We start from the raw sequence: 22894 nt of genomic DNA on the forward strand, positions 1-22894 counted from the left end.
ATAATGTTGGTACCAAGTTTTGAAGGTGACGATGTGAAGAAAGTTGCGGTTATTTTAGTGCTAATTCTGGCTGCGAGCGTTTTTGCATCCTGGGTGCCACTGCAGGATTACTCCAACGTGAAGTACGTCTACAATAAGATTTCGTACTTCGAGAATGGAGAACAGAAGGAAATGATATACGGGGTAACAGTCGATCGCGATGAAACCCAATTCATCCTGAATTACGATACTACCTACTTCTTACCCCTCGACACTGAGCTCACCTCAGACATGATGTTCGGCCAGCAGTTCTCAATGATGATGTACATCTTCCTCAATCCAATGCTATCTTTCATTTATGACGCAATTGACTTGGAAGAACAGATGAATACGAAACTTTATGGTTTTGGTACTCTAAAGTACGAAGGACTTTATTCAGTAGAAGGAAAGAATGGAACGTTTACTGGAACAAAAGTCGCTTTATACAATGAGGACGGAGAGTTGTCGATGTACTGGATAATTGATCCAAACATTCCTTTCGCTCTTGAAACCTACATGGGCGACGATTACGCCGATGACTCTACTACAATTACTCTTTGGGACTATGCCCTCAATTGATTGGACATTCGATCAAAAGGCGCCTTCAGGCGCCTTTTTGTTTATAATAAATCAACGAGCGGGCTGTTAAATGGTGTTCAGTATAACTCAATCAGGACGCGGTCGCAGATAGAGATTAGGGTCAGGAAAGCGTTAGGAGGATGATGGAGTTCTGTCTCTCCAGGAAAGGTATTCAAAAAGTCAAAGGAGACGTGGAGAGAAACTCTGGTAGAACTTGTCTTTCATACCTCTAACCTCACTCCTCTTGCTTCGGTTTATAAACTCTTTCTCTGCGAACGAATGAACAGACCGAGGTAAATTGAAAAGTGAAGATTCTGATGTTTCGTGATAATGACGAGGTTCTAGTGAGCAAGCTTCCGACGGCAAGATATATTCTATCTTTACGTCAAAAGAAGCGATTCGAAGGAGGAGAGCATGGATTTATCGAGAATTAGGCATGACTTACATGAGATTCCAGAGATTGGATTCAATGAGTTCAAGACTCAAGCGTACATTATGAGCCTCCTGGATCGATTATCTGTTTCCTACGAAAAGGTTGCGGGAACCGGAATTCTGGCGAAATGGAAAAAGGTTGAAGGCCCTTTCGTTCTATTTCGATCCGATATGGATGCTCTTCCTGTTTTTGAAGAAACAGATGCTCCATTCAAATCTGCACATGAAGGTTTTATGCATGCGTGCGGCCATGATGTTCATATGACAATTCTAATTGGACTTATAGAGAGAATAGTAACAAGCGATCTCAATAGGAATTTTCTCTTTCTTTTCCAGCCGGCTGAAGAAGGTGGGGGCGGCGCTGCGAAATGCTTATCGAAATTGGAGCAATACGAAATAACTGAAGCCTGGGCACTGCACGTAAATGATGAATTCCCTGAAGGATCTGTTTACACAAGAGCCGGTGTTCTCTTTGCCTCGGCCTTCGAAACGGACTGCACTTTCAAGGGAAGGTCGGCACATGTTGCTTTCTATAAGCAGGGAAGAGACGCTATTGAGGGAGCTATGGATTTTCTTCAAAGGGTCTATTCGTTAGATAGGGGAGATTCCGTACTCAGATTTGGAGTCATACAGGGGGGCAGAGTTAGAAATGTGGTGGCAGACTCCTGCACTCTTTCAGGAACTGTAAGAACTAAAGCTTTTGAGCTTTCAGAGGAAGCAATCATGGAACTCGAAGAGCTTGGGAGAGAAGTCGCTACTGAAAGAGGTCTAAAGTTCTCTCAGGAGATCGGTTCGAAGTATCCACAGGTTCATGTAGACGGTGATCTTTACGATAAACTGTGCGCCCTGGTCGATGTAAACCCGGTCGAAATGAAATACGTGGGAGAGGATTTTGGAGTGATCGCTATGAAATACCCTTCGGTACTTTTCTGGTTGGGTACAGGAAGAGGAGAACATCATGGACTCCATAATTCAAGGTTTTTGCCTGCTGATTCCGTTATAGAGAAGGGTGTTGAGATTTTCTGGAAGGTCGCCAAAGACTAAGCTAGCGCTTTCGAAATCTTCCCTCTCGAAGCTCAAGTGAGAACTTGTTATCACTGTAAAGAGGGTCCGGTCTGGAGTCTTCCACTACCATGAAGACCGCTCCTGTTTTCAAAGTAGCTCTCAAAGTTGTCCCATCTATTTTTTCGAATAAGAAGACAGGTGTGTTCATATAGCTTCTGTGTATCGGAACGATCGATCTCGCTCCGATTTTCATCTGATTGAACAGCTCCACGGTTATTCCCGGTAAGGCTACGGTAGAGATAATAGCATCATACGGAGCTTCTTCTTTGAAGCCATATCTACCGTCACCGATCACTATCCTCACATTGCTCAGGCGGTAGCGTCGCACGTTTTCCGAGGCTATAGATGCAACCGTTCTGGAGGTTTCCACTGATACCACGCTTCCCTTAGTCAGCATTTTTCCAAGCAGACAAGCACAGAAACCGGTTCCCGTCCCAAGATCCAGGACCTTGTTGTCTTCGTTCAGTTTCAATTCTTCTATCATGCTTATCAAAAGAGATGGCTGAGTAGAAGTGGAGCAAATCTTTCCTGAGCTTGCAAGACTTACTAGAGCTCTGTCTGTATAAGCCTCATCCGCTACTTCGGGCGAGACGAAATCCCTCCTGTCAAGTTCCATAAAGGCCGACTCTAGTCTAGGGTCGGTCAGATAACCTGTCCTCTTCAGAAAACTCAGAAGCTCTCTCATTGAAAATCTGTCACACTCCTCTAGAAGAAGAGATACTTAATGGCGTTTGCGACCACAATTATCAGCAAAATCCATCTCACAAAACCGCTGCCCTTTCTTATCGATAGTCTGGCAGCAAAATATGCCCCGACAACATTTCCTGCCGCGAGAACCAGGCCGGGAAACCAGTAAATCATCCCATTAAGGATAAAGATAACCAGAGCAAAAGCAGTGTAGATAAAAACGATAACAATCTTCGTGAAATTCGTCCTCACAAGATCAAAGCCATAGGAAAAGGTAATCGCTCCAATAAGGAAGAAACCAACTCCCGCCTGTAAAAATCCCCCGTAGAAGCCCACACCGAAAAAGATTAGAGTTGAGAGGACTCCAGAGGGTCTCGAAAAAGTGAGCCGCTTCGGTTTCAGTAACATAAGCAAAACTACTGCCAGGAGAGCTACTGCGATCACTTTCTCCAGCACATCCTTCGGTATTGTCGAGACAAACATGGAACCTATGATTGAACCTATCGTTGTAGACACTATCGCCGGAAGTATGGACTTGTCAAGCCTCATACCGCCGGATCGAAAGGTCTTTACTCCTATACCGCTTTCAAATATAACGCCCAGTCTGTTGGTGGCATTGGCAACGTGCGGCGGCAATCCTATCCACTTAAGTACCGGGAGAGTGACCATTGAGCCCCCTCCCGCCATAACATTCATAAAACCAGCTGCGGCACCCGCAATGTATATCGTGACAAGCTGTAGCAGTGTCATTTTGTGATTCTACTAACTTGAGGACCCGTCTGATTCGCTCATATCGATCTTCTTCAGAAGCTTTTTGAGCGACGACATAAGAGAAATGTATTCTCTCTGAGAGATATTCACCTGTTCAGCAATCTTCATCGGAATATCAATCGCCTTATCCTTAAGCCCTTTCCCTTTCTCTGTTAGACTTATAAGTACCTGTCTCTCATCACCCTGCGATCTTTCTCTCGTAAGAAGGCTTTGTCTTTCCATCCTCTTAAGAAGGGGAGTTAAGGTTCCCGAATCAAGAAACAACTTCTCCCCGAGATCTTTAACTGTAAGTGGTTCTCTCTCCCACAGAACAAGCATTACAAGGTATTGAGGGTAGGTCAACCCAAACTTCGAAAGCACTGGTCTGTAGAGCCTTGTGATGCCCCTTGAACTGGAATACAATGCAAAACAAAGCTGATTGTCAAGCCTAAGTAGCTCGTCTTCTCTTGGAATCGCAACCTCTTCTTTCTTGGTCACTTAACCGCCTCCTCAATTGCAGAACGAAATGACTCGGGCTCCTCCTTCGGCTCAAATCTTCCAATTATCTCACCCTCTCTGTTAATCAAGAACTTCGTGAAGTTCCATTTCACTTTTCCTGAAAACTCCTTCTTCCCACCGCCAGAAACAAGAAATTCATAAAGAGGGTGTATCTCTTTTCCTTTAACATGTATTTTAGAGAACATGGGAAAAGTAATACCGAAATTCGCATCACAGAACGCCTTGATTTCTTCTTCACTGCCAGGCTCTTGGCGAAGAAAGTCATTTGATGGAAAACCAAGAACGGCAAAGTCTCTGTCTTTGAAATCATCATAAAGCTTCTGCAGACCATCGTACTGAGATGTGTATCCGCATTTGCTAGCCGTATTAACTATCAAGAGCACCTTGCCTTTGAAGTCCTCCATGGTCTTGTTCCACCCGTCTATTGTAGTCAGTTCAAAATCGTAAATACTCATTCTTTCACCTCCAATCTTATTGTACACTATTTAGTTGTACTATGGAAGCTTTCCATATATTTATTTCATAACAGGTGGAGAATCTAGATCGTGAAAATTCAATAGCTTTGCAGTTAAGTGGAGAAGCCCAAGTTAGTATTCTATCTAAGGCTTTTCTGAAGTATCTTTCTTCTGCTGTTTCTGAGCTTTCGTTACGAGCTGAGAATACTGACTTCCTTCATGCTTCCGATTTGGAGAAATGATCATTAGGGCAATCGGGTGTGCAAAATGTTATAAATGAATATGACGTTGCTCATCATAAGCTTTTCACAGATAATGAGGTGAATTCTTGATAAAAGCATCTTCGATAGCGGGAAAGGTCGAGACCGCATTAGTAAAGGCAAACACAATAATGGATGATAAGATCAAATCTTCTTTAAAACTCTACACCGGTCCTTTCTCATCTATTCTGAATGAGAACTCGTTACTTGCAGAAAAGCTGAAGCTTCCCCTGTGCCAGGACACAGGTTTCATTGAATTCTTTGTCTTCATCGGTCAGGAGGTATCTCTTGAGGAACCCTTATCAGACACCCTCGATACGGCTGTCAGGAGAGCGTATTCAAAAAATCCCTATCGATACTCAATTGTGAAGGATCCCCTAATGCACAGAGAAAACACTGGAGACAATACACCTTCGGTCGTCCATACCTTCATGGTTTCCGGAAGAGAATTAGAGATACGTTTCCTCGTAAAAGGTGGAGGCAGCGAGAATCTCTCAAGACTGTTCATGCTAAACCCGACAACATCTCAAGAAGAGTTCATAGAAACAATTGCCAATTCAATTTCTGAAGGAGGAGCCAGGGGTTGTCCTCCACTCAGGATCGGAATAGGCATCGGGGGAAGCTCAGAGAAATCAATGCTCCTTGCCAAGCTTGCTCTGACTAGAGAGTTGGATTCGAAGAATCCCGACATTGGCTACGCCTTACTTGAGAAGAAACTTCTGAATAAGATCAATTCCCTCCATATTGGTTATCAAGGACTGGGAGAGGGGATGACCGCTTACTCGGTTAGCATTGAAACTGCGCCTTGTCACATTGCGATTCTTCCAGTTTCATTGGCTGTTGATTGTTATCTCTGTAGAAAGGGGGTAGTTACCTTTGAAGATAGATGATTTGTCCCCCGGTCAAGAAATCAGCTTTACAGGCAAACTCATAGTAATGAGAGACGCAGCTCAGATGCGCCTCAAGAAGTTGTACGAAGAAGGAGAGCCTTTCCCCGTTGAGCTTGAAGGAGCAATTGTATTCTATGCCGGTCCGGCCAAGCTGGTTGAAGAAAGTTGCGGAGCAATCGGTCCTACTACTTCTCTCAGGATGGATGGTTTTTTGGAAATGCTTTTCGAAAAGGGCGTTCTGGCAACAATAGGAAAGGGAAAGAGGTCGGATCTGGCAGCAAATCTGTGTAAGAAATTTAGAAGAGTCTATTTGATCGCGCCAAGCGGAGCGGCCGCTTCGCTTGCGCAAAGGATCGAGTCTATGAGGGTCATCGCTTACGAAGATCTAGGCACTGAAGCAATATTCGAGATTGATGTCAGAGACTTTCCGTTGATTGTAGCAACTGATGTTAACGGTTCGGATTTTTTTACTTTGAATAGAAGGTGATTGTGTGAATGAAAAGGCATTGAAACTTCACAAGGATCTACGGGGAAAGCTGGAAGTAAGAAGCAAAGTGAGAGTGGATAGCATGGAGGCTCTTTCGCTTGCTTACACTCCAGGGGTAGCCGATGTATGCAGAGTGATTGAGAGCGATAAGGAACTTGCCTACGACTACACAAACAAATGGAATTACGTTGCAGTAGTCTCAGACGGAACGGCAGTACTTGGACTAGGGGATATAGGCCCCGAAGCTGGACTTCCCGTTATGGAGGGGAAAGCCGTCCTGTTCAAGGAATTCGCAAATGTGGATGCCTTTCCCCTCTGTATAAATGTCCATAGTTCAGAGGAGATTATCTCGTTCGTGAAGTCAATTGCCCCAACCTTTGGAGGCATAAATCTTGAAGACATCTCCTCACCAAAATGCTTCTTCATTGAAAGCGAACTTCAGAAGATGCTTGATATTCCAGTCTTTCATGACGATCAACACGGTGCAGCGATTGTCGCCGTTGCTGCGCTGAGAAATGCGCTGAAGATCGTTGGAAAGAAGATTGAGAATCTAAAGATTGTAACGGTTGGCGTTGGTGCGGCCGGAGGCGCAACAATCAAAATGCTGCTGGCGGCAGGTGCAAGAAATATTGTTGCAGTCGATAGAAATGGAATACTAAACAAAAATCAGCCAGCTACTCTCCTAAACGAATTTCATTCAGAGATCGTAAAGGAGATTAACCCCGATAACCTCAGCGGAAATCTGGAGGACGCTGTGAAGGGAGCCGATCTCTTCATTGGCACTTCTGTTGCCGGGCTTCTTTTACCTGAAATGGTGCGCAAAATGGCTCCCGAACCGATCATCTTCGCTCTGGCCAATCCCGTACCGGAGATTATGCCGGATCTTGCCCGCAGCGCAGGTGCATCGATTGTCGCCACCGGCAGATCAGACTTCCCAAACCAGATAAACAATGTTCTGGCTTTCCCGGGCATCTTTAGAGGCGCTCTTGACACACGATCAAGAGAGATAAACGAAGCTATGAAGTTGGCAGCAACCGACGCCCTTGCGTCGGCCGTGCCTGAAGAAAAGCTTTCCAGGGACTACATTTTGCCAAGGCCGTTTGAACCGGGAGTCGCAAGAAAGGTTGCACTTGCCGTTGCAAGAGCTTCTGTTGACTCGAGATGTTCGAGGCTCTCCGGTGAAATAAACCTTGAGGAACTGATTGAAATAGGATTCAAAAGAATCTGAAAGTCTATTCTCGTATACATTTCTTTCAGGTTGAAATACCTCCATCGTCATGCACACGACTGCACGTATGCAATATGTTGCATGCAAAAGTGTGCACCGAACGGAAGCCAAAAACACGGAAGCTTCTGTATTTAGCCTTCTATAAGCGATTTATACAATTGTTATCTCTTGGCATGCTATTGCTAATCGAATTATTGTGATGATTACTACGATAACTACCAGGGGGTGTAAATCGTGACAGAAAAGTTTTCAAAGATCGCACTCAGAATGAAATCGAACGTCATCAGGGAACTGCTTAAGGTGACCTCGAACCCGGGTATGATTTCTTTTGGCGGAGGCGTTCCCGACCCGGACACTTTTCCACGTTCAGAGATGGCTGAAATATCAAAGGAAATACTGGAAAAGGAGTACAAGTTCACACTTCAGTACGGTCAGACTGAAGGTGATCCTATACTTAGGGAAGAGTACATCTCCCTTCTTAATAGGGAGTACGGCATTGAGGGCCTTACCATCGATAATCTTTTGGTCACGGTAGGATCCCAAAGTGCGCTAGATCTTGTCGGTAAGATCTTTCTGGATGACGACAGCATTTACTTCGTGTCGAAGCCGGTATATTTGGGAGCTGCGAGTGCCTTTTCTCTAAGGTCGAACGGGTACGTATACATGACCCTTCAAGAAGACGGTGTGGATCTTGATATAGTTGAAGACAAGCTCAAAGAAATCGAGACTCGCGGAGAACTCGACAAAGTGAAGTTCATCTACACAATCTCGAATTTCCACAATCCAGGCGGCGTAACAATGAGTTACGAAAAGAGAAAGAGACTCGTTGAGATTGCAGAAAAGTACGATGTTCTCATAGTTGAAGACGATCCTTACGGTGACCTAAGATACGAAGGAGAAGCGATCGATCCGATCTTCAAGATTGGTGGGCAAGAAAGAGTCCTGTTGTTGAGAACATTCAGCAAAATCCTGTCGCCTGGGCTTAGGCTCGGTATAGTGATCGGCAATAAGAACATAATAAGAAAGATGGTAATGGCAAAGCAGGCTTCAGACCTCTGTACGCCAAGCCTCACACAGCGTCTCGCCGCAAGATATCTTCAGAGGCATAACCTCCTTGCCCAGATAAAACCAACGATTGCGCTTTACCGAGAAAAGAAGGATCTGATGCTAACTGAACTCGACAGAAACTTTGGTGACATGAACGGCTTTTACTGGACAAAACCCGAAGGCGGCCTCTTTATATGGTTCACTCTTCCTGAAGGTTTCGATACAGGAGAAATGCTAGAGCTAGGCAAGGCCGAGAACATACTTTTCGTTCCAGGTCAGGCCTTTTCACTCGACAACACCTGTCGGAACTCAATGAGGCTTTCATTCTGTCTGCCTCCTAAAGAGGATATCATCGAAGGAGTCAAGAGACTCAAGAAGGTAATTGTGGAGTATGGCAAAGAGAAAAAGCTACTCTGAGGGAGTGATAAAATGAAGATCTTGGCCATAAATCCAGGCTCCACTTCAACTAAGATCGCTGTCTACAATGACGATACCGAGATCGCCAGGGGATCTATTCAGCATGTCCCTATGATGAAGGAAGTTGATGATGATATTCGGGATAGGGTAGAAGAGATCAAGTCCTTCTTGCGAAACGAAGGGATCGAGCTTGATTTTGATTCAATAGCCTGTAGGGGAGGAATCTTGCCCCCACTTGAAAGCGGAACATACAGAGTGAACGAGAGAATGGTTGACTTTCTTCTGCACCATGCTGAAGTAGAACATCCCTCTAATCTCGCTGCTCCCATAGGTTTTCGCCTCTCAGAAGGAAGAATCCCAGTCTTTGTAACGGACCCGATCTCTGTAGACGAATTCTGTGAAGAGGCACGATTATCAGGTCTTCCTCAACTGCCGAGAATCTCAAGACTTCACGCGCTGAACATGAAGGCCGCCGCAAGACAGGTTGCTGCAGATCTGGGTAGAGATGTCGATAACCTGAACCTGGTGATCGCTCACCTGGGAGGGGGCATATCGGTCGGGCTACAGCTAAAGGGCAGAGTGGTCGACGTCAATAACGCTACTGACGAAGGCCCTTTCAGTCCAACTAGAACGGGAGAACTCCCGGTCGCCGATCTTGCTGAGATGTGTTTCGCCGGGAGATACACCGAGAAGGAACTCCTAGATAGATACCTGAAGTCAGGAGGGTTGCGGGCATATCTAGGTACAGACGACCTTAGAAAGGCCCTGGAGATGTCAGAGAGTGATCCCGAGGCAGCTCTTGTCGTTGATGCAATGGCTTATCAAATAGGTAAGGAAATTGGCGGCATGGTCGCGCTAGCAGGCGGCTCAATAGACGCAATCGTTCTGACAGGCGGTATGGCATACAACTCCCAGTTCGTTCAGAAGATAAAGAGTTACGTTGGGAAATTCGCTCTGGTCGTCATCGAGCCTGGAGAGAACGAGCTTCTTTCTCTCGCTCTTGGCGCACAGAGAGTTCTTAGAGGAATAGAAACTGCGAAGGAGTTTGATCCGGAGGTGGCAACATGATCACGAGTCTTGCACAGCTAATCGACCGTGCAAAGGTGAATCCTGGAGTAATCGCCGTTGCTGCTGCTGAAGATCCTGTGGTACTTTCAGCAGCGAAAGAGGCCGCAGACGAGGGCATTGCATCGTTCATATTGTTCGGCGACAAGAACAAGATTGAAGCTATCAGTGAGGAGATCGGCTTTCACGAGAAGCTTTCTGTAGTTGACTGTTCTTCAAAGATAGAATCGATCGAGAAGGCCGTAAGAGCTGTTTCGTTGAAAGAAGCCGAAATCCTGATGAAAGGAAACGTAAAAACCGGCGAACTCCTTAGTGTATTCTTGAAGGATGATTATGGTCTCAAGACAGGAAGAACGATGAATTTGGTCACTATATTCGAGACAAAGAGATACCATAAACTTCTTCTCGTTACTGATGCCGGGATGGTTATTGCCCCTGATTTGGGTCAAAAGGGAGATTTGATAGTCAACTCTGCCTCAGTTGCAAAGGTTCTGGAGATCGACAAGCCAAAGGTGGCAGTTATTGCCGCTATAGAGGTCGTAAATCAGAAGATGTCCGCAACTCTCGATGCGGCGGTACTTTCACAGATGGCTAAGAGAGGTCAGTTTGGTCATGTTGAGGTAGATGGGCCCCTTGCTCTAGATAATGCAGTATCTCGTGAAGCTGCTGAGCACAAGGGTATTTCAAGTTCTGTAGCTGGAGACGCAGATATTCTAGTTATGCCTGACATTGAAGCAGGGAATATATTCTACAAGACCATGGCATTCCTCTGCGACAGTCAGCTTGCCAGTACCATAGTTGGAGGTAAAGCACCAATAGTACTTACCTCTAGAGCCGATTCCGCCAGGACAAAACTCCAATCCATCGCTTTGAATGTTCTTCTTGCAGGAGTGATATGATGCCTGTCATACTCGTTATAAACCCAGGATCTACTTCAACAAAACTCGCACTCTTTAGAAACCTGGAGATGATAAGTGAACATACCATAAGACACTCGTCCGACGATTTGAGCAGATTTTCTTCACTATATGAACAGCGAATGTTCCGAAAGAAATTGATAGCCGACTTTCTGGAGTCAGCAGGACACCCTCTCAGTGAAATAGACGCAATAATCGGAAGAGGCGGTATGCTCCGACCTCTCGAAGGCGGCACATACGCGGTTAGTGAAGCAATGATAGATGATCTCAGATCTGCCAAGTATGGCGAGCACGCCTCTAATCTAGGAGCCATAATCGCTAATGAACTCTCTAGTGAAAGTGGCAGGGAAATCCCGGCATTCATTGCAGATCCGGTAGTCGTTGATGAAATGGAACCCGTCGCCAAACTCACAGGTCATCCGGACTATTCGAGAAGGTCGATTTTCCATGCTCTTAATCAGAAGGCAGTGGCGAGAGAAGTGGCTTCGAGATATGGAAAGAAGTACGATGAAATGAACTTCGTTGTCATCCACATGGGTGGAGGGATTTCCATTGGGGCTCACAGGAGAGGAAGAGTTGTCGATGTGAACAATGCTTTGAACGGGGACGGCCCTTTCAGTCCTGAGCGAGCCGGAACGCTTCCGATTACAGGTCTTATAAAGCTATGCTATTCAGGGCGATACTCAAAGGAAGAAGTAAAAAAGCTTATCAAGGGAAAGGGCGGACTATTTGCCTACACCGGAACTAACGATTGCCAGAAGATCCAGCAGGCGATTGTTGATGGTGACAAGAAGGCAGAACTTGCATACAGAGCGATGGCTTATCAGATAGTTAAGTGGGCCGGAAGAATGGCTGCTGCCTTGAGCGGTGATGTTGACTCTATCATAATTACTGGAGGAATAGCCTATGACAGAAGGTTCATGGTCCCATGGCTGACCGAGAAGCTGTCCTTTCTCGCGCCAATAGATGTTGTTCCGGGAGGAAATGAGGAGCTGTCCCTTGCCGTTGCCTGTTTGAGAGTCCTTGAAGGAAATGAAATGGCAAAAGAGTACAGGAGAGCAGAATGAAGTTTTCTAAGAAAGTGCTTATCTTCATGGGTATGTTTGGCAGCGGCAAGACCGAAGTATCTTTGAATGTCGCTAGACTGCTTGCCGATAGAGGTGAAAGGGTGGCCCTCGCCGACATCGATACTATAAGTCCATACTATAGATCCCGCGATATGAGAGAGAGCTTTTCTAAGTTCGGGGTTAAAATCGTAGCTCCCAAAGGCACGCTGGCCCATGCCGACTTGCCGATAATTCCGGCAGAGGTATTCGGTCACGTTGAGAATCCGGATTACAGGGTCATCCTTGACGTTGGAGGGAACGATGACGGAGCAATAGTACTCTCTTCACTGAGCACGAGACTACCGAAAGAGGACTGTGAGACTTACTATGTCATAAATCCCTTCAGGCCGTTCAACGACACAGTCGAAAACGCGGCTTCTCACTTCCTGAGACTTCAAGAGAAGTCTAGAATGAAGATCAACTATTTGGTCAACAACTCAAATATTGGATCTGAGACGACAGACGAGAATATTATCGAAGGAGAGAAGTTCGTTAAGCTATTATCCGAGAGGGTCTCAACACCTGTGGCCTTCACTGTTCTGTTGAACGGAACGAGAATAGGAAATGGGATGTTCGATCGATTTTGGATTGAGAAGTATATGAAGAATTCATGGGAGGTAGAAAATGAGTAAAAACTTCGTGAAAGTAGACGAAGAGCGATGCAAGGGCTGCGGTCTATGCATCAACTTCTGCCCTAAGAAAGTGCTGAGCTTCTCTGAGAAGTTCAACTCCAAGGGCTATCATCCGGCACAGCAGCATGATCTCGAGAATTGCATTGGCTGCGGATTCTGCTACATGATGTGTCCCGATACCGCAATAACTGTCTTCAAAGAGACAGCAGAAGTATAGGGGGGAAGATTAGATGGCCGAAAAAATGATGGTTAAAGGTAACGAAGCAATGGCTGAAGCTGCAATTAGGGCCGGCTGTAGGTTGTATTTTGGTTATCCGATTACTCCTCAATCGGAGTTTACAGAGTATATGGCTCGGCGAATGCCTGAAGTAAGCGGCGTATTTCTTCAGTCCGAGAGCGAAGTAGCGGCGGTGAATATGGTTTACGGAGCCGCAAGCACTGGTCACAGAGTTATGACTTCAACTTCGAGTCCCGGCTACAGCCTCATGCAAGAGGGGGTATCTTATATTGCTGGAGCAAGGCTTCCTACGGTTTTTGTGAACGTTGTACGAGGGGGACCTGGACTGGGAGATATTCAGCCAGCACAGAGTGACTACTTCCAGTCAACGAAGGGCGGGGGGCATGGTGACTATCATTTGATAGTTCTAGCGCCCGGCAGCATCCAGGAAGCGGTAGATCTTATGGAGTCTGCTTTTGATTTAGCTGACAATTACAGAGTTCCGGTAATGATTCTTGCAGATGGAATGCTTGGTCAAATGATGGAACCTGTTGTATTCCCCGAGTTTGTCAAACTTGATGGAATCAACGACCATTCCAGTTGGGCATTGAGGGGAACAGAAGGAAGGGAACCTCATAAGGTAACTTCCTTTGATATCGATCCTGTAAGACTTGAAGAGATGAATATCGTTGTCCACAAGGGATACGATGAGATAAAAGCAAAGGAAGTCAGATATGAGTCTCATGATCTTGATGATGCAGATTACGTTCTAGTCGGCTATGGAACGATGGGAAGAATTCTAGGCAGTGTAGTGAAAATGGCAAGGAAACAGGGAATCAAGGTTGGATTGTTCAGACCAATCTCGTTGTGGCCGTTTCCATACGCAGAGTTAAAAGAGGCGGCAAGAGGAAAGAAATTCTGTCTGGATGTGGAAATGTCTATGGGGCAGATGGTCGAGGACGTCCGCCTTGCAGTCGAAGCAACTCTTCCGGTTCATTTCTATGGAAGAACCGGAGGAATGGTTCCAACACCCGACGAAGTGTTAAGAGAACTCGTCAGACTTATAGGATGAGGTGATTGTATGGAACAGGCTACTTACAAGAGACCAAAGTCACTTGCTAGAAACGAATTCTCGTATTGCCCTGGTTGTCACCACGGCATTATCCATAGACTCATAGCAGAAGTAATTGATGAACTCGACATTCAAGGAAAGACGCTAATGGTTGCGCCCGTTGGATGCTCAGTCTTCGCCTATCAGTTCTTTGATGTAGACGGTACCGTTGCCCCGCACGGAAGGGCTCCAGCAGTAGCTACGGGAATGAAGAGAGCGATGCCTGATAGAATCGTATTCACGTATCAGGGAGATGGAGACCTCGCGGCCATAGGAACCGCCGAGATAATTCATGCCGCAAATAGAGGCGAGAAGATCACCACGATCTTCGTCAACAACGCGATCTACGGTATGACAGGCGGCCAGATGGCACCGACGACCTTGCTTGGAATGAAAACCACTACTTCTCCGTATGGGAGAAAAGCAGAGACGGAAGGGTTTCCGATTCATGTTTCAGAATTGCTGAAAGAAACCGCCGGAATTGTCTATCTGGAAAGAGTGGCTGTGAGTTCTCCTCAGGAAGTTAGGAAGGCAAAGGCTTCAATAAAGAAGGCCTTTGTCGCACAACAAAAAGGGCTGGGCTTCTCATTGGTCGAGGTTCTTTCGACTTGCCCGACAAACTGGGGCCTCAACCCGGTGGAGTCAATCAACTGGCTAAATGAAAACATGAAGAAAGAGTATCCCGTCGGGGTATTTGTCGACAAGGTCGGTGATGTCAAATGAGTGAGCATCTCTTGGTTGCTGCGGGATTTGGGGGACAGGGAGTGATGCTGATAGGACAGATTCTTGCAACGGCGGGAATGTTCGACAACAAGCACACTACCTGGCTACCGTCATATGGTCCTGAAATGCGAGGCGGGACTGCGAACTGCACGGTTGTCGTTAGCGATGAGCCGATTGGCTCACCTATTACGAATACTCCAAACGAGTTGATAGTAATGAACATCCCTTCTCTTCTGAAGTTCGAGAAGGAGATTCAACCTGGCGGACTCATGGTGATAAACACATCTGTTGTTGATAGAGATACGAGTAGAAACGATATTTCTGTCGTCAAGATCGATGCAAACTCGGTCGCTGAGAAGCTCGGTAATCTCAAGGTTGCAAATATGGTAGTTCTAGGCGCATACCTTGGCAGGGCCGGAACGGTCACTCTCGATGGAGTAAGAAAGGCACTGGAGAAAAAGCTAACAGGAAGAAAAGCAGCACTCGTAGATTTGAATATCCGTGCCATAGAAGAAGGCATGAAGTCAGTTAAGTGATCTTGAAAAGACGCGCCCAGAGCGCGTCTTCTTTAGATCTTTTCGCTAATCAAAAATCTATGCAGAATGACTGCCAAACCAATGAAGAAATGTATAATCTTTCTAGCGGACTATATGGAGGATTGCGGTGCAACTTGACAATTTCTGGCCAGCGTTTTTTTTGACTGTTTTTGCGGGGCTTTCCACCGGGATCGGCAGTATTCTTGCGATCTTCGCAAAAAAAACCAACACAAAGTTTCTTTCAGTTTCGCTTGGCTTCTCCGCCGGTATAATGATATACGTATCCTTCGTCGAGATCTTTGTAAAGAGCGGTGAATCTCTCCAGAAGTCTGTGGGAAGTGGCATAAGCGACTGGATTAATGTAATCGCTTTCTTCGGAGGTATAGGCATTATTGCCCTGATCGACTTCCTTGTACCTTCCGCAGAGAATCCTCACGAAATGAGAGACGTAGATGAAATGCAAGCCAAAAACAAAACTCTCTTGAGAATGGGGCTTTTCACTGCATTCGCCATTGCTGTCCACAACTTTCCTGAAGGGCTCGCAACATTCCTTGCTGCCATGAAGGATCCGTCGCTTGGGGTACCTATTGCGGTTGCGATAGCAATCCACAATGTCCCAGAAGGGATCGCTGTGGCTGTTCCGATATATCACGCAACGGGAAGCAGGAAGAAGGCTTTCATGTATTCATTTCTTTCGGGTCTGGCAGAACCGGCTGGCGCTTTGATCGGATTTGCGCTGATAAATATCCTTTTTACCGACATTGCGTTCGGGATTGTCTTTGCCGGAGTTGCAGGGATAATGGTTTACATTTCTCTAGATGAACTCCTTCCTTCGGCAGAGAAGTATGGAGAACACCATCTCTCCATATCGGGATTAATAGCCGGAATGGCGGTCATGGCCGTCAGTCTGCTCATACTGTAGTTCATTCTGATAGAATCGTGTTGCAAGTGCTTGGACAGAAAGAGACATCCATTTATCGATGAGATTTATGTTGTTCTTCGCTTTATAGTGATAGACTATTCGCGTTAATGCGAGTCTTGGGGGTGGTATGTTTTGAACTGGATTGACAAAGTGGAAGTTTTCTCCAGCACAGCCTGCGATCTTCTCTATGGTTTGTTCAGATTGAATAACAACGACAGATTTCATGAGTTGTTTGAGTCTTCACTCTATAAGGGCAAGTGTGAACCAAATAGAGATATTCAAAACCGGGTTTCCGAAACAAAGAGTATTCTCACTCCGGACATACTTGAGAAGCTGGAGGAGTTCTTTGATTGGGAGACTTTTTTATGGAATGTGCTTTCTTCCGGATATTACGCACAGCTGCCTCAAAAATGCAAGACAGCTAATTGAACACTTAAGAGAAATGCCCGAAAGGGTTTTGCTCATTTCATTTATTCCGGTTACGGTCCGAGAAAAGGCGCGGTAGATATTAACACCTTCGAAGGAATAATTGAAAACGACAATGAAATGCTTCTCTTTGTCTCGAAAGACATGTCATTCTCTCCGGAAAGAAAAGCCGTTCTCTTCGAGATGCTTTTTGATCCGGAGAAGGCCAAAGAGGACTTCATTTACTTGCTTGAGTGGTTTTACGAAAACGCATTTTCTGTGATAGAACCAAAGCTCGAAAGGATGCTTCCAAAAGTAGCAACTGATTTGAAGAAGGAGATTGAAGCTTCCGGCATTAAGTTCCTGAAGACACTCATAAAGAACATCGACTACACGAGTTACGAAGTGCTCGAAAGAACTGTGATTTGTCCCAGCTACTTCTCCGAATTCCTGGTCTCAAACGCAGCAATACCTTTTGTAAAGGAAGATATGTATACTGTGGGATTCCGCTTCAGAGAGGTAATAACCATTCCCAAGAATCAGCTGGAAACGTCTGCCGATACTTTTAATGCCCTTGCTCATGAGAAAAAACTCGCCATAATTAGGCATCTATCGATGGGCCAATCTTCCGGACATGAGCTGAGCAAGAGCGTTAGATCTTTCTAATTTCGAGATTGGAGAGCACATCGACATCTTACGTGAAGCAGGGATGGTCAGCGTGGAGAAGATGAATCAAATGATGTATTTCTCTCTCAACAAGGAGGCTGAACGTCTTAAGATTGGTAGAGCTCTTGAAGACTTTATAGAAGTTAATGAAGGTTAGGTGTTCTCTTCCAGTTTTCGATGAATCACCTCTATTTCAAGCAGGCGGAGCCTATTGAAAATCCTTTCGTCCTTCTTGTTTTTTAGGAGTTGAAGAGCGACTTTTGCGCCAATCGAAGCCAGACTTCCAAGTGTCTTTCCGGTCGTGTACCATTGCTTCAGCGGAGTCTCTTTAAGAATTATCTCAACGAGAGTCACTTCTTCCTCTTTCATAACTACACTGTGAGGCTCCAAACTTCTCTTCTGCATCTCGAGCTTCTTTTCCAGGTTTTCATATATCTTTCTTATACTTGACAGCGAGACCAGGCTCTCAACTGAATATTCGTTTGCTCTCTTAAGAGGAAGAGAGCTGTCGAAAATCTCGAGCGCGCCTTTAAGATCGTCTTTTTCGGAGATCTGACCCTTCCTTTCCATCTGGAAATCGAAGCGAGGCTGGATTCCAGCACTCTTGAGCCGAATCCTCTTCTCACCGCTCATATATCAAGAGTATCCTTTTCCGTCTCGGCCATGATTCTAGTTACTTCAAACTTCAGATCTTCATCTATCAACGAGAAAATATAACCGTAGACGTAATTGAAGTACTGCATAGTTGGGCCATCGAAATAAGAGGTATTCAGTGTTCCAATGTATTCTTTCAAGGTTACAGGGAGTGAACTTCCGCTTTTGGAAAGTTCCTTCTCGTTCTCAGTGAACTCATCAAGGAGCTTCTTCAACCTCTCTATCGCTTTTCTGTTGTATCTGGAGTACCTTGCACTTCTCAGAGACTCAACCTTTTCTTCAGCCATTTTGTAGAAGCCGTTTTTCACATCTCTGTATCTTTCATTCTGGCTTTCATCGACCAGCGAGAGGTCCATACCCGTTTCAAGTCTTGCGGCATTGTTCATAGCATCCCTTATGGCCATCTCATCATTTGACGCTCTGATACCTTCCAGAATGTTCTCGAGCTCTTTCAAAATCTCTTCATTTCTCTCCCGCTGTCTTCTCTCGATCTCAAGATCTCTTTCCTTTCTTAAAGAGTAAAACTCTTCCTGTGCCTGTACCAGTCGCTTCGAATACTCAGTTAGAAGCGATATGGAGTCTGTGCCGGAAGCCGCTCCAAATTCCTTTATGAGGCTTTCCCCACGCGTGAATATTTCTTCTACTTCTTTCTCTGTCTGGGCCGCTTTGAGATCTGTGAAGACTTTGTCCATTGCAAGCCTGAAAAACTCTATGTTATTAGGAAACTTACTGGTGGCTGCACTCAACACCAACCTACTCTCGAAATCCTGTTTCCCCTGCTGAAGCTCTTTCAAACGTTGTAGAAACTCGTCGGGACCAGGGTCTTTCCTGAACTTAAACTCATAAGGTCCAAGGAATATACCCCCCTCTCTCAGGATAAGCCTATAAGCAACATAGCCTAACAAAACAGCAATAATGATCAGTAACGCAGTCATAGGAATCCCTCCCGAAACACGCCTTCAAATAGGATGATACCATTTTTTGATAGTCACCGGACAGAGGGCGATATGCAGAGTAAAGTTTTACGGTTGGATCAACAAATAGTATAAGAGCTAGAATCACCTTTTCTAAACAGGACTCTCTTTGACAGCACTCTCAGATTCTCTTAAAGCTCGACCTCCAATAGTCTGGTTATTGGCTAAGAATAACAGAACAACAGTCACCGAAATGTATTCGCTACGAGTGGATTCCGTTTGGTGGAGAATCTCTTTTATTTATATAGAATAAGCATTCCCAGCGATCATCTGTTATCATTCAGACTGAACAAACTAAAGGAAATAGCCCTTTAAAGGAACATGAACTTTCCCGTCTTCTACAACGGAATCTGATGTGCGCAGCGGCCCGCTGTGTGTTATCAAATAAGTCTCGAAAACCGCAAGTCGAAACTGACTCTTCGCATACTCTGAAGCAATTCATCTCATCATTCTCACTAAACTAATTCTGTGGAAAGACTCCTGCGTTTCATGAGGAAGGTGCCTGACATAATCATCATAGCCGGTTTGGGGATTAATCTGATCATCAGATAGATCACACCCATGTTCATAAACCAGTATATATACCAAAACCTTTGCATGATCTCAATCGGATCCCCGAACACATCGAATATGGGATAGACGAGAAAACCTGCGGCTATGTGATAACCTAGTATGAAAAGAGTATGTTTGCCAAAGAGAGAGAGGATAGACCTCGCAAGCTTGACCTTCTCAAGAATCTGAGCTAGACCGCATACAGCTATTATCCCAACCAGTGCAGCAATTACGTATAGAAGAGGTGACGAGCCGAAGTAGTCTTCCATCAGATAGACTTCGTTAGAAAAAGCAGCTGTTGAAACGAATAATACACATGCAGTTACCGTAAGGAGAACAGGGATTCTTTTTGAAGAAAGTCCCAATGACTTCACCACTTTACCAACGGCAAAATATGGAAGCACGGCAAGCGCAACATCGATTTTGAAGGGCAGAGCCCCGTGGAAGAAGAACATCGACACGAAACCCAGAACAATTCCAATAGGTAGAATATTCAGCTTTTTCAGAACTGAATAGTAGATCTCCGTGACGAAAACGGCAGGAACAAACCATAATGGAATGATGTTCAGTGGAATTATCCCCACCGCAGTACGAACGGTCAGAACATTCACCAAAACTGAGCCAATGGAGAAATTTAGTTCTTCTCTCGTCACCAGCAGTTTGACGATCAGCCAGATTAGTATGTTGAACCCTGCCATTGTGTAGTAAGGCACCATTAGCTGCTTAAGCCTCTTCTTCACACCCTCCCTAATTGGCAGTTCCTTTGAGAAAAGACCGGAAAGAAAGAAGAAGGTGCAGGCCGCCGGGTTTATTAGATTAGCAACTATCTGAGGGGGGAGTGTGTGATACATAATCACCAGTGACATAAGAAAACCCTTGGCAACATCAATCCAGACGATACGTTCGCCGCTTAGTTCAAATTCTGCTGGTTGTTTATTCAAGAGCGACACACTCCGTTGAAAATCTTACTGACAGTATATCACAGGTGAAAGAGGCTTGATTAATCATTTGGTGGCAATGGTAAAATGCAGACAGTGGTGACGTGTGCAAAAACATCAGTAATTCAAACCGAAATATGCTCGAAAAGTAGCTGTTTCTTAGGGTGTTTGTCTCCGATAGACTGTGTTTGGAAGTTTCGATTAGTAGAGTGCTGAATTATATGGCTCACGTTGTTATACTTAACATTATAGGGAAGTGAAACACATTGGGTCCCGAAGCAAATGGAAGTACAGTCTGTTTGAAGGAATTCGCTGGCCAAGCGGCCGTCTGGCAGGAGGTATGCTTATGAAAAAAGTTCTTATCTTTCTAATTGTCTTGATCTCGGTAGTTACCCTGGCCCAAGAATATGATGAGTTGTTCAACAGTCTTTTGTCAAGGAGTGATGACTTCGTTTCATTCTCTGGAGCTGGCTTTGAAGCTAGATTCGTTCCTGCTTATGCTGCTACCGACTTCGAATCAAAGGTTATCGGCGATCAGAATCTGCTGGGCATACTAATCGTCAGATCTACGAGAGTGATGGACTTAGAAGTGAACAACGTTGCGATAATTGACAGCGAAAGCGAAGAGAGAGTCTCTTATCAAATCTACAAAGTTGAAGATCTCTCCGTGCCCTTGCAGTTACCCTTTTCCCTTCCATCTGGTGGAGTTCTGGTATTGACTTCAAAATCAGAAGTTCAGGACTACTTTATGGACATAAGAATACAACAGATTCTTCTCCCTTGGAGAGTGAAGACCACAGAACCTGGAAAGATAGTCGAGATGGCACCCGTAACCCTTGATGAAACACCGCCGGTAGTTGACGTCCAGGAGACATATGATTACGATTCAATAGTTGAAGGCATGGCCGATCTTAACGACAGACTCAACTTTCTTCAGGACAACGTCGAAGGACTGAACCTACAGTTCAGGAGGCTAAACACATTATTTCTGGATACTCAAGTCGCGCTGGCAGAATACAAAGCAGCGGTTGACAGGGGAGCTTTCGACATTGAAGAATTCGCAGTATCGATAGAGAAAAGGCTTGTTTCTCTCGAAGATGCGGTTGTCGATAATCCTGTGCTTAGAATTGAGTTCGAAGAACTCAGTGATTCGCTCGAACGACTCTATTTATCACTTGTAGAATGGAGTGACGAGATTTCTAGAATAGAAACGCTTGCAGCATCACAAAGCCATCTTAAAGACAGAGTGAATAGCCTTCAGGACTCGATTGAGGATGTGAGAGCCTCTGCAGCAGAACAGACCGACTCTGCAGTTATTCTATCCATAAACGAGAAAATTGATGAGATCTCCGAAGTCTTGTCAGCAATGGAATATGGATTTGAAGAGCTGGAAAACTCTGTTGAAACACACTCGGGCGAAATAGAATCAATCCACGAAAGATTAGTAATGGAGTTGGATATTCTGGATAATCGATTTGAGGTTGTTGAAGCAATGTTTGAGTCCAACACCGAAGCCATCCTGAATAATAGTGAGCTTCTGAATGAAGTGGCTTTGGAACTCGATGGATTGTCAAAATACGTTTCAGAGATCTCTCAAGCTCAGATGGAAAGAGTGAGTTCATTATCTGAGACTCTCTTGTATATCGAAGAGAGAGTATCGGCTACTGAACTGTCGTTAGCTGCTCTAGAAGAGATAAGAGCAAGACTAACCGCTTCAGAATCAACTGCCAAAACTCTCTCTAATAGAATTGATACTCTCGAGGAACATCGTTCTTCAATCGAAGGTACTTTGGAGGTTCTTGTGGAAAAGATTGAAGATCTCGAAATCGGTGTATTTGGAACCGGAGCAATAAACTTCGCTGAACTCGAAACCGAGATACTTGAACTCCGCGGAATTGCCGACAGTTTGTCTAGGGGATTCGTGAGATTCAACTCAGATTTGATAAGTCTCGGAGAATCGATTCCGCCTGCAGGAGTATCCATAGAAACTTTTGGAGAAGCATACGATGAGTTGACCGGGAGTATTGTAGATCTAAACTCTGAGCTCTCGGACGTAAGAACCCTTTTGGTTGACCTTGATCGTTCGATAGAACTTCTCGAAGAATCTCTGGAAGTTGTATCCGTAGATCTCGACAGTATGAAGGGGAATTTTGATGGCTCGGTTGCTGCAATAGATAGTAATCTAAAGGCAATTCAACGGCTCCAGAATGATCTATCCAAAACGAAGGAAGAGCTAGCCGCAACCGCGCAGGAACTCATGAGTCTGTCATCGGAACTGACGGCGGTAATCGTTACCAGGGATGAGATCACTGAAATAACTGAAGAGGCAGTTAAGCGAGTTGGAGAAGAAACAGCGCGCGAGATCGCATCACTGAAAAGGACGAATAATATCTGGTTGACGGTAGCTGTTATCTCGTCGCTTGCAGCGCTTGTTCTGGGAATAATAAACATACTCCCTTAATTGACATCATGTTTCCATAGAACTAGAGTGGCTCGGGCGGGAAACCCAAGTTACCAAGGTGATCGGTTCCGTCCCACACTTCGTTAGGTCAGACAAAGCCGGGCACTTAGCGGCGCCCGGCTAGGGAGATATTGAGCCTAATCTTGCTCAAGACTCTTTGCGGATTGTTATTCTTTCTCTT

General features: G+C 45.2%; 25 protein-coding genes. 18 read left to right on the plus strand and 7 right to left on the minus strand.

The features are described 5' to 3' along the window. Positions 1-33 precede the first annotated feature (33 nt). Positions 34-597, plus strand: coding sequence for a hypothetical protein (locus tag RJ60_RS07195; RefSeq protein ID WP_103134408.1), 564 nt, complete (start codon positions 34-36; stop codon positions 595-597). Positions 598-1011: 414 nt separating this feature from the next. Next, positions 1012-2073, plus strand: coding sequence for an amidohydrolase (locus tag RJ60_RS07200; RefSeq protein WP_258006213.1), 1062 nt, complete (start codon positions 1012-1014; stop codon positions 2071-2073). Position 2074: 1 nt separating this feature from the next. Here RJ60_RS07200 and RJ60_RS07205 read toward each other — a convergent pair whose 3' ends face one another. From RJ60_RS07205 to RJ60_RS07220, 4 genes are read right to left on the minus strand one after another with little or no spacing between them, the layout of a single operon-like run. Further along, the gene (locus RJ60_RS07205; RefSeq protein WP_103134358.1) at positions 2075-2779 is read right to left on the minus strand and encodes a protein-L-isoaspartate O-methyltransferase; all 705 of its coding nucleotides are present in this window, start codon (positions 2777-2779) and stop codon (positions 2075-2077) included. 20 nt (positions 2780-2799) lie between these two features. Beyond that, positions 2800-3531, minus strand: a complete 732-nt coding sequence (locus RJ60_RS07210; protein WP_103134359.1) for a sulfite exporter TauE/SafE family protein — start codon at positions 3529-3531, stop codon at positions 2800-2802. Positions 3532-3543: 12 nt separating this feature from the next. Continuing rightward, positions 3544-4029: a MarR family winged helix-turn-helix transcriptional regulator gene (locus tag RJ60_RS07215; protein ID WP_292592077.1), complete on the minus strand. Its 486-nt coding sequence runs from the start codon at positions 4027-4029 to the stop codon at positions 3544-3546. Continuing rightward, a complete protein-coding gene (locus RJ60_RS07220; protein ID WP_103134360.1) occupies positions 4026-4505 on the minus strand; it encodes a glutathione peroxidase in 480 nt (159 codons plus the stop codon). The genes RJ60_RS07215 and RJ60_RS07220 overlap by 4 nt, the downstream gene beginning before the upstream one ends. Before the next feature lie 328 nt (positions 4506-4833). Between RJ60_RS07220 and RJ60_RS07225 the strand changes: the two genes are divergently transcribed. From RJ60_RS07225 to RJ60_RS16125, 15 genes are all read left to right on the plus strand, one after another. Then, positions 4834-5655, plus strand: a complete 822-nt coding sequence (locus RJ60_RS07225; RefSeq protein WP_219725869.1) for a fumarate hydratase — start codon at positions 4834-4836, stop codon at positions 5653-5655. Further along, positions 5642-6142, plus strand: coding sequence for a FumA C-terminus/TtdB family hydratase beta subunit (locus RJ60_RS07230; RefSeq protein ID WP_103134361.1), 501 nt, complete (start codon positions 5642-5644; stop codon positions 6140-6142). Before RJ60_RS07225 ends, RJ60_RS07230 begins: the two co-directional genes overlap by 14 nt. A 4-nt stretch (positions 6143-6146) precedes the next feature. Then, positions 6147-7370 carry an NADP-dependent malic enzyme gene (locus RJ60_RS07235; protein ID WP_103134362.1) on the plus strand — a complete coding sequence of 408 codons (1224 nt, stop codon included), beginning with the start codon at positions 6147-6149 and terminating at the stop codon, positions 7368-7370. A 234-nt stretch (positions 7371-7604) separates the two neighbouring features. After that, complete coding sequence (locus RJ60_RS07240; RefSeq protein ID WP_103134363.1) at positions 7605-8834, plus strand: PLP-dependent aminotransferase family protein; 1230 nt, start codon at positions 7605-7607, stop codon at positions 8832-8834. A gap of 12 nt (positions 8835-8846) precedes the next feature. Next, positions 8847-9902 carry a butyrate kinase gene (buk, locus tag RJ60_RS07245; RefSeq protein WP_103134364.1) on the plus strand — a complete coding sequence of 352 codons (1056 nt, stop codon included), beginning with the start codon at positions 8847-8849 and terminating at the stop codon, positions 9900-9902. Next, positions 9899-10798: a bifunctional enoyl-CoA hydratase/phosphate acetyltransferase gene (locus RJ60_RS07250; RefSeq protein ID WP_103134365.1), complete on the plus strand. Its 900-nt coding sequence runs from the start codon at positions 9899-9901 to the stop codon at positions 10796-10798. The genes buk (RJ60_RS07245) and RJ60_RS07250 overlap by 4 nt, the downstream gene beginning before the upstream one ends. Next, positions 10798-11883: a butyrate kinase gene (gene buk, locus RJ60_RS07255; protein ID WP_103134366.1), complete on the plus strand. Its 1086-nt coding sequence runs from the start codon at positions 10798-10800 to the stop codon at positions 11881-11883. Before RJ60_RS07250 ends, buk (RJ60_RS07255) begins: the two co-directional genes overlap by 1 nt. Beyond that, entirely contained in the window at positions 11880-12554 is a 675-nt protein-coding gene (locus tag RJ60_RS07260) for a cobalamin biosynthesis protein CobQ (RefSeq protein ID WP_103134367.1), read from the plus strand. Before buk (RJ60_RS07255) ends, RJ60_RS07260 begins: the two co-directional genes overlap by 4 nt. Continuing rightward, positions 12547-12771 carry a ferredoxin family protein gene (locus RJ60_RS07265; protein WP_103134368.1) on the plus strand — a complete coding sequence of 75 codons (225 nt, stop codon included), beginning with the start codon at positions 12547-12549 and terminating at the stop codon, positions 12769-12771. Before RJ60_RS07260 ends, RJ60_RS07265 begins: the two co-directional genes overlap by 8 nt. Positions 12772-12784: 13 nt before the next feature. Then, positions 12785-13843 (plus strand): 3-methyl-2-oxobutanoate dehydrogenase subunit VorB, encoded by a 1059-nt coding sequence (locus RJ60_RS07270; protein WP_099828643.1) that lies wholly within the window; start codon positions 12785-12787, stop codon positions 13841-13843. Between the two features lie 9 nt (positions 13844-13852). Beyond that, entirely contained in the window at positions 13853-14605 is a 753-nt protein-coding gene (locus RJ60_RS07275; protein ID WP_103134369.1) for a thiamine pyrophosphate-dependent enzyme, read from the plus strand. After that, positions 14602-15141: a 2-oxoacid:acceptor oxidoreductase family protein gene (locus tag RJ60_RS07280; protein WP_099828645.1), complete on the plus strand. Its 540-nt coding sequence runs from the start codon at positions 14602-14604 to the stop codon at positions 15139-15141. Before RJ60_RS07275 ends, RJ60_RS07280 begins: the two co-directional genes overlap by 4 nt. 127 nt (positions 15142-15268) lie before the next feature. Beyond that, positions 15269-16063: a zinc transporter ZupT gene (gene zupT / locus RJ60_RS07285; RefSeq protein WP_099828646.1), complete on the plus strand. Its 795-nt coding sequence runs from the start codon at positions 15269-15271 to the stop codon at positions 16061-16063. Between the two features lie 132 nt (positions 16064-16195). After that, entirely contained in the window at positions 16196-16492 is a 297-nt protein-coding gene (locus RJ60_RS16120; protein ID WP_258006215.1) for a hypothetical protein, read from the plus strand. A 117-nt stretch (positions 16493-16609) separates the two neighbouring features. Further along, positions 16610-17134, plus strand: a complete 525-nt coding sequence (locus tag RJ60_RS16125) for a hypothetical protein (protein WP_258006216.1) — start codon at positions 16610-16612, stop codon at positions 17132-17134. A 153-nt stretch (positions 17135-17287) separates the two neighbouring features. On the opposite strand, the gene RJ60_RS07295 is transcribed toward RJ60_RS16125, so the two are convergent. The 3 genes from RJ60_RS07295 to RJ60_RS07305 form a co-directional block, all read right to left on the minus strand. Next, entirely contained in the window at positions 17288-17704 is a 417-nt protein-coding gene (locus RJ60_RS07295; RefSeq protein WP_258006217.1) for a hypothetical protein, read from the minus strand. 59 nt (positions 17705-17763) lie between these two features. Then, positions 17764-18723: a hypothetical protein gene (locus RJ60_RS07300; RefSeq protein WP_103134371.1), complete on the minus strand. Its 960-nt coding sequence runs from the start codon at positions 18721-18723 to the stop codon at positions 17764-17766. Between the two features lie 494 nt (positions 18724-19217). Further along, positions 19218-20255, minus strand: a complete 1038-nt coding sequence (locus RJ60_RS07305; RefSeq protein ID WP_258006218.1) for an acyltransferase family protein — start codon at positions 20253-20255, stop codon at positions 19218-19220. Positions 20256-20598: 343 nt separating this feature from the next. Between RJ60_RS07305 and RJ60_RS07310 the strand changes: the two genes are divergently transcribed. Beyond that, a complete protein-coding gene (locus tag RJ60_RS07310) occupies positions 20599-22713 on the plus strand; it encodes a hypothetical protein (RefSeq protein ID WP_103134372.1) in 2115 nt (704 codons plus the stop codon). Positions 22714-22894 lie beyond the last annotated feature (181 nt).

Origin of the sequence: Mesotoga sp. B105.6.4, assembly GCF_002896535.1 — a bacterium.
In the GTDB taxonomy this organism is placed as follows: domain Bacteria; phylum Thermotogota; class Thermotogae; order Petrotogales; family Kosmotogaceae; genus Mesotoga.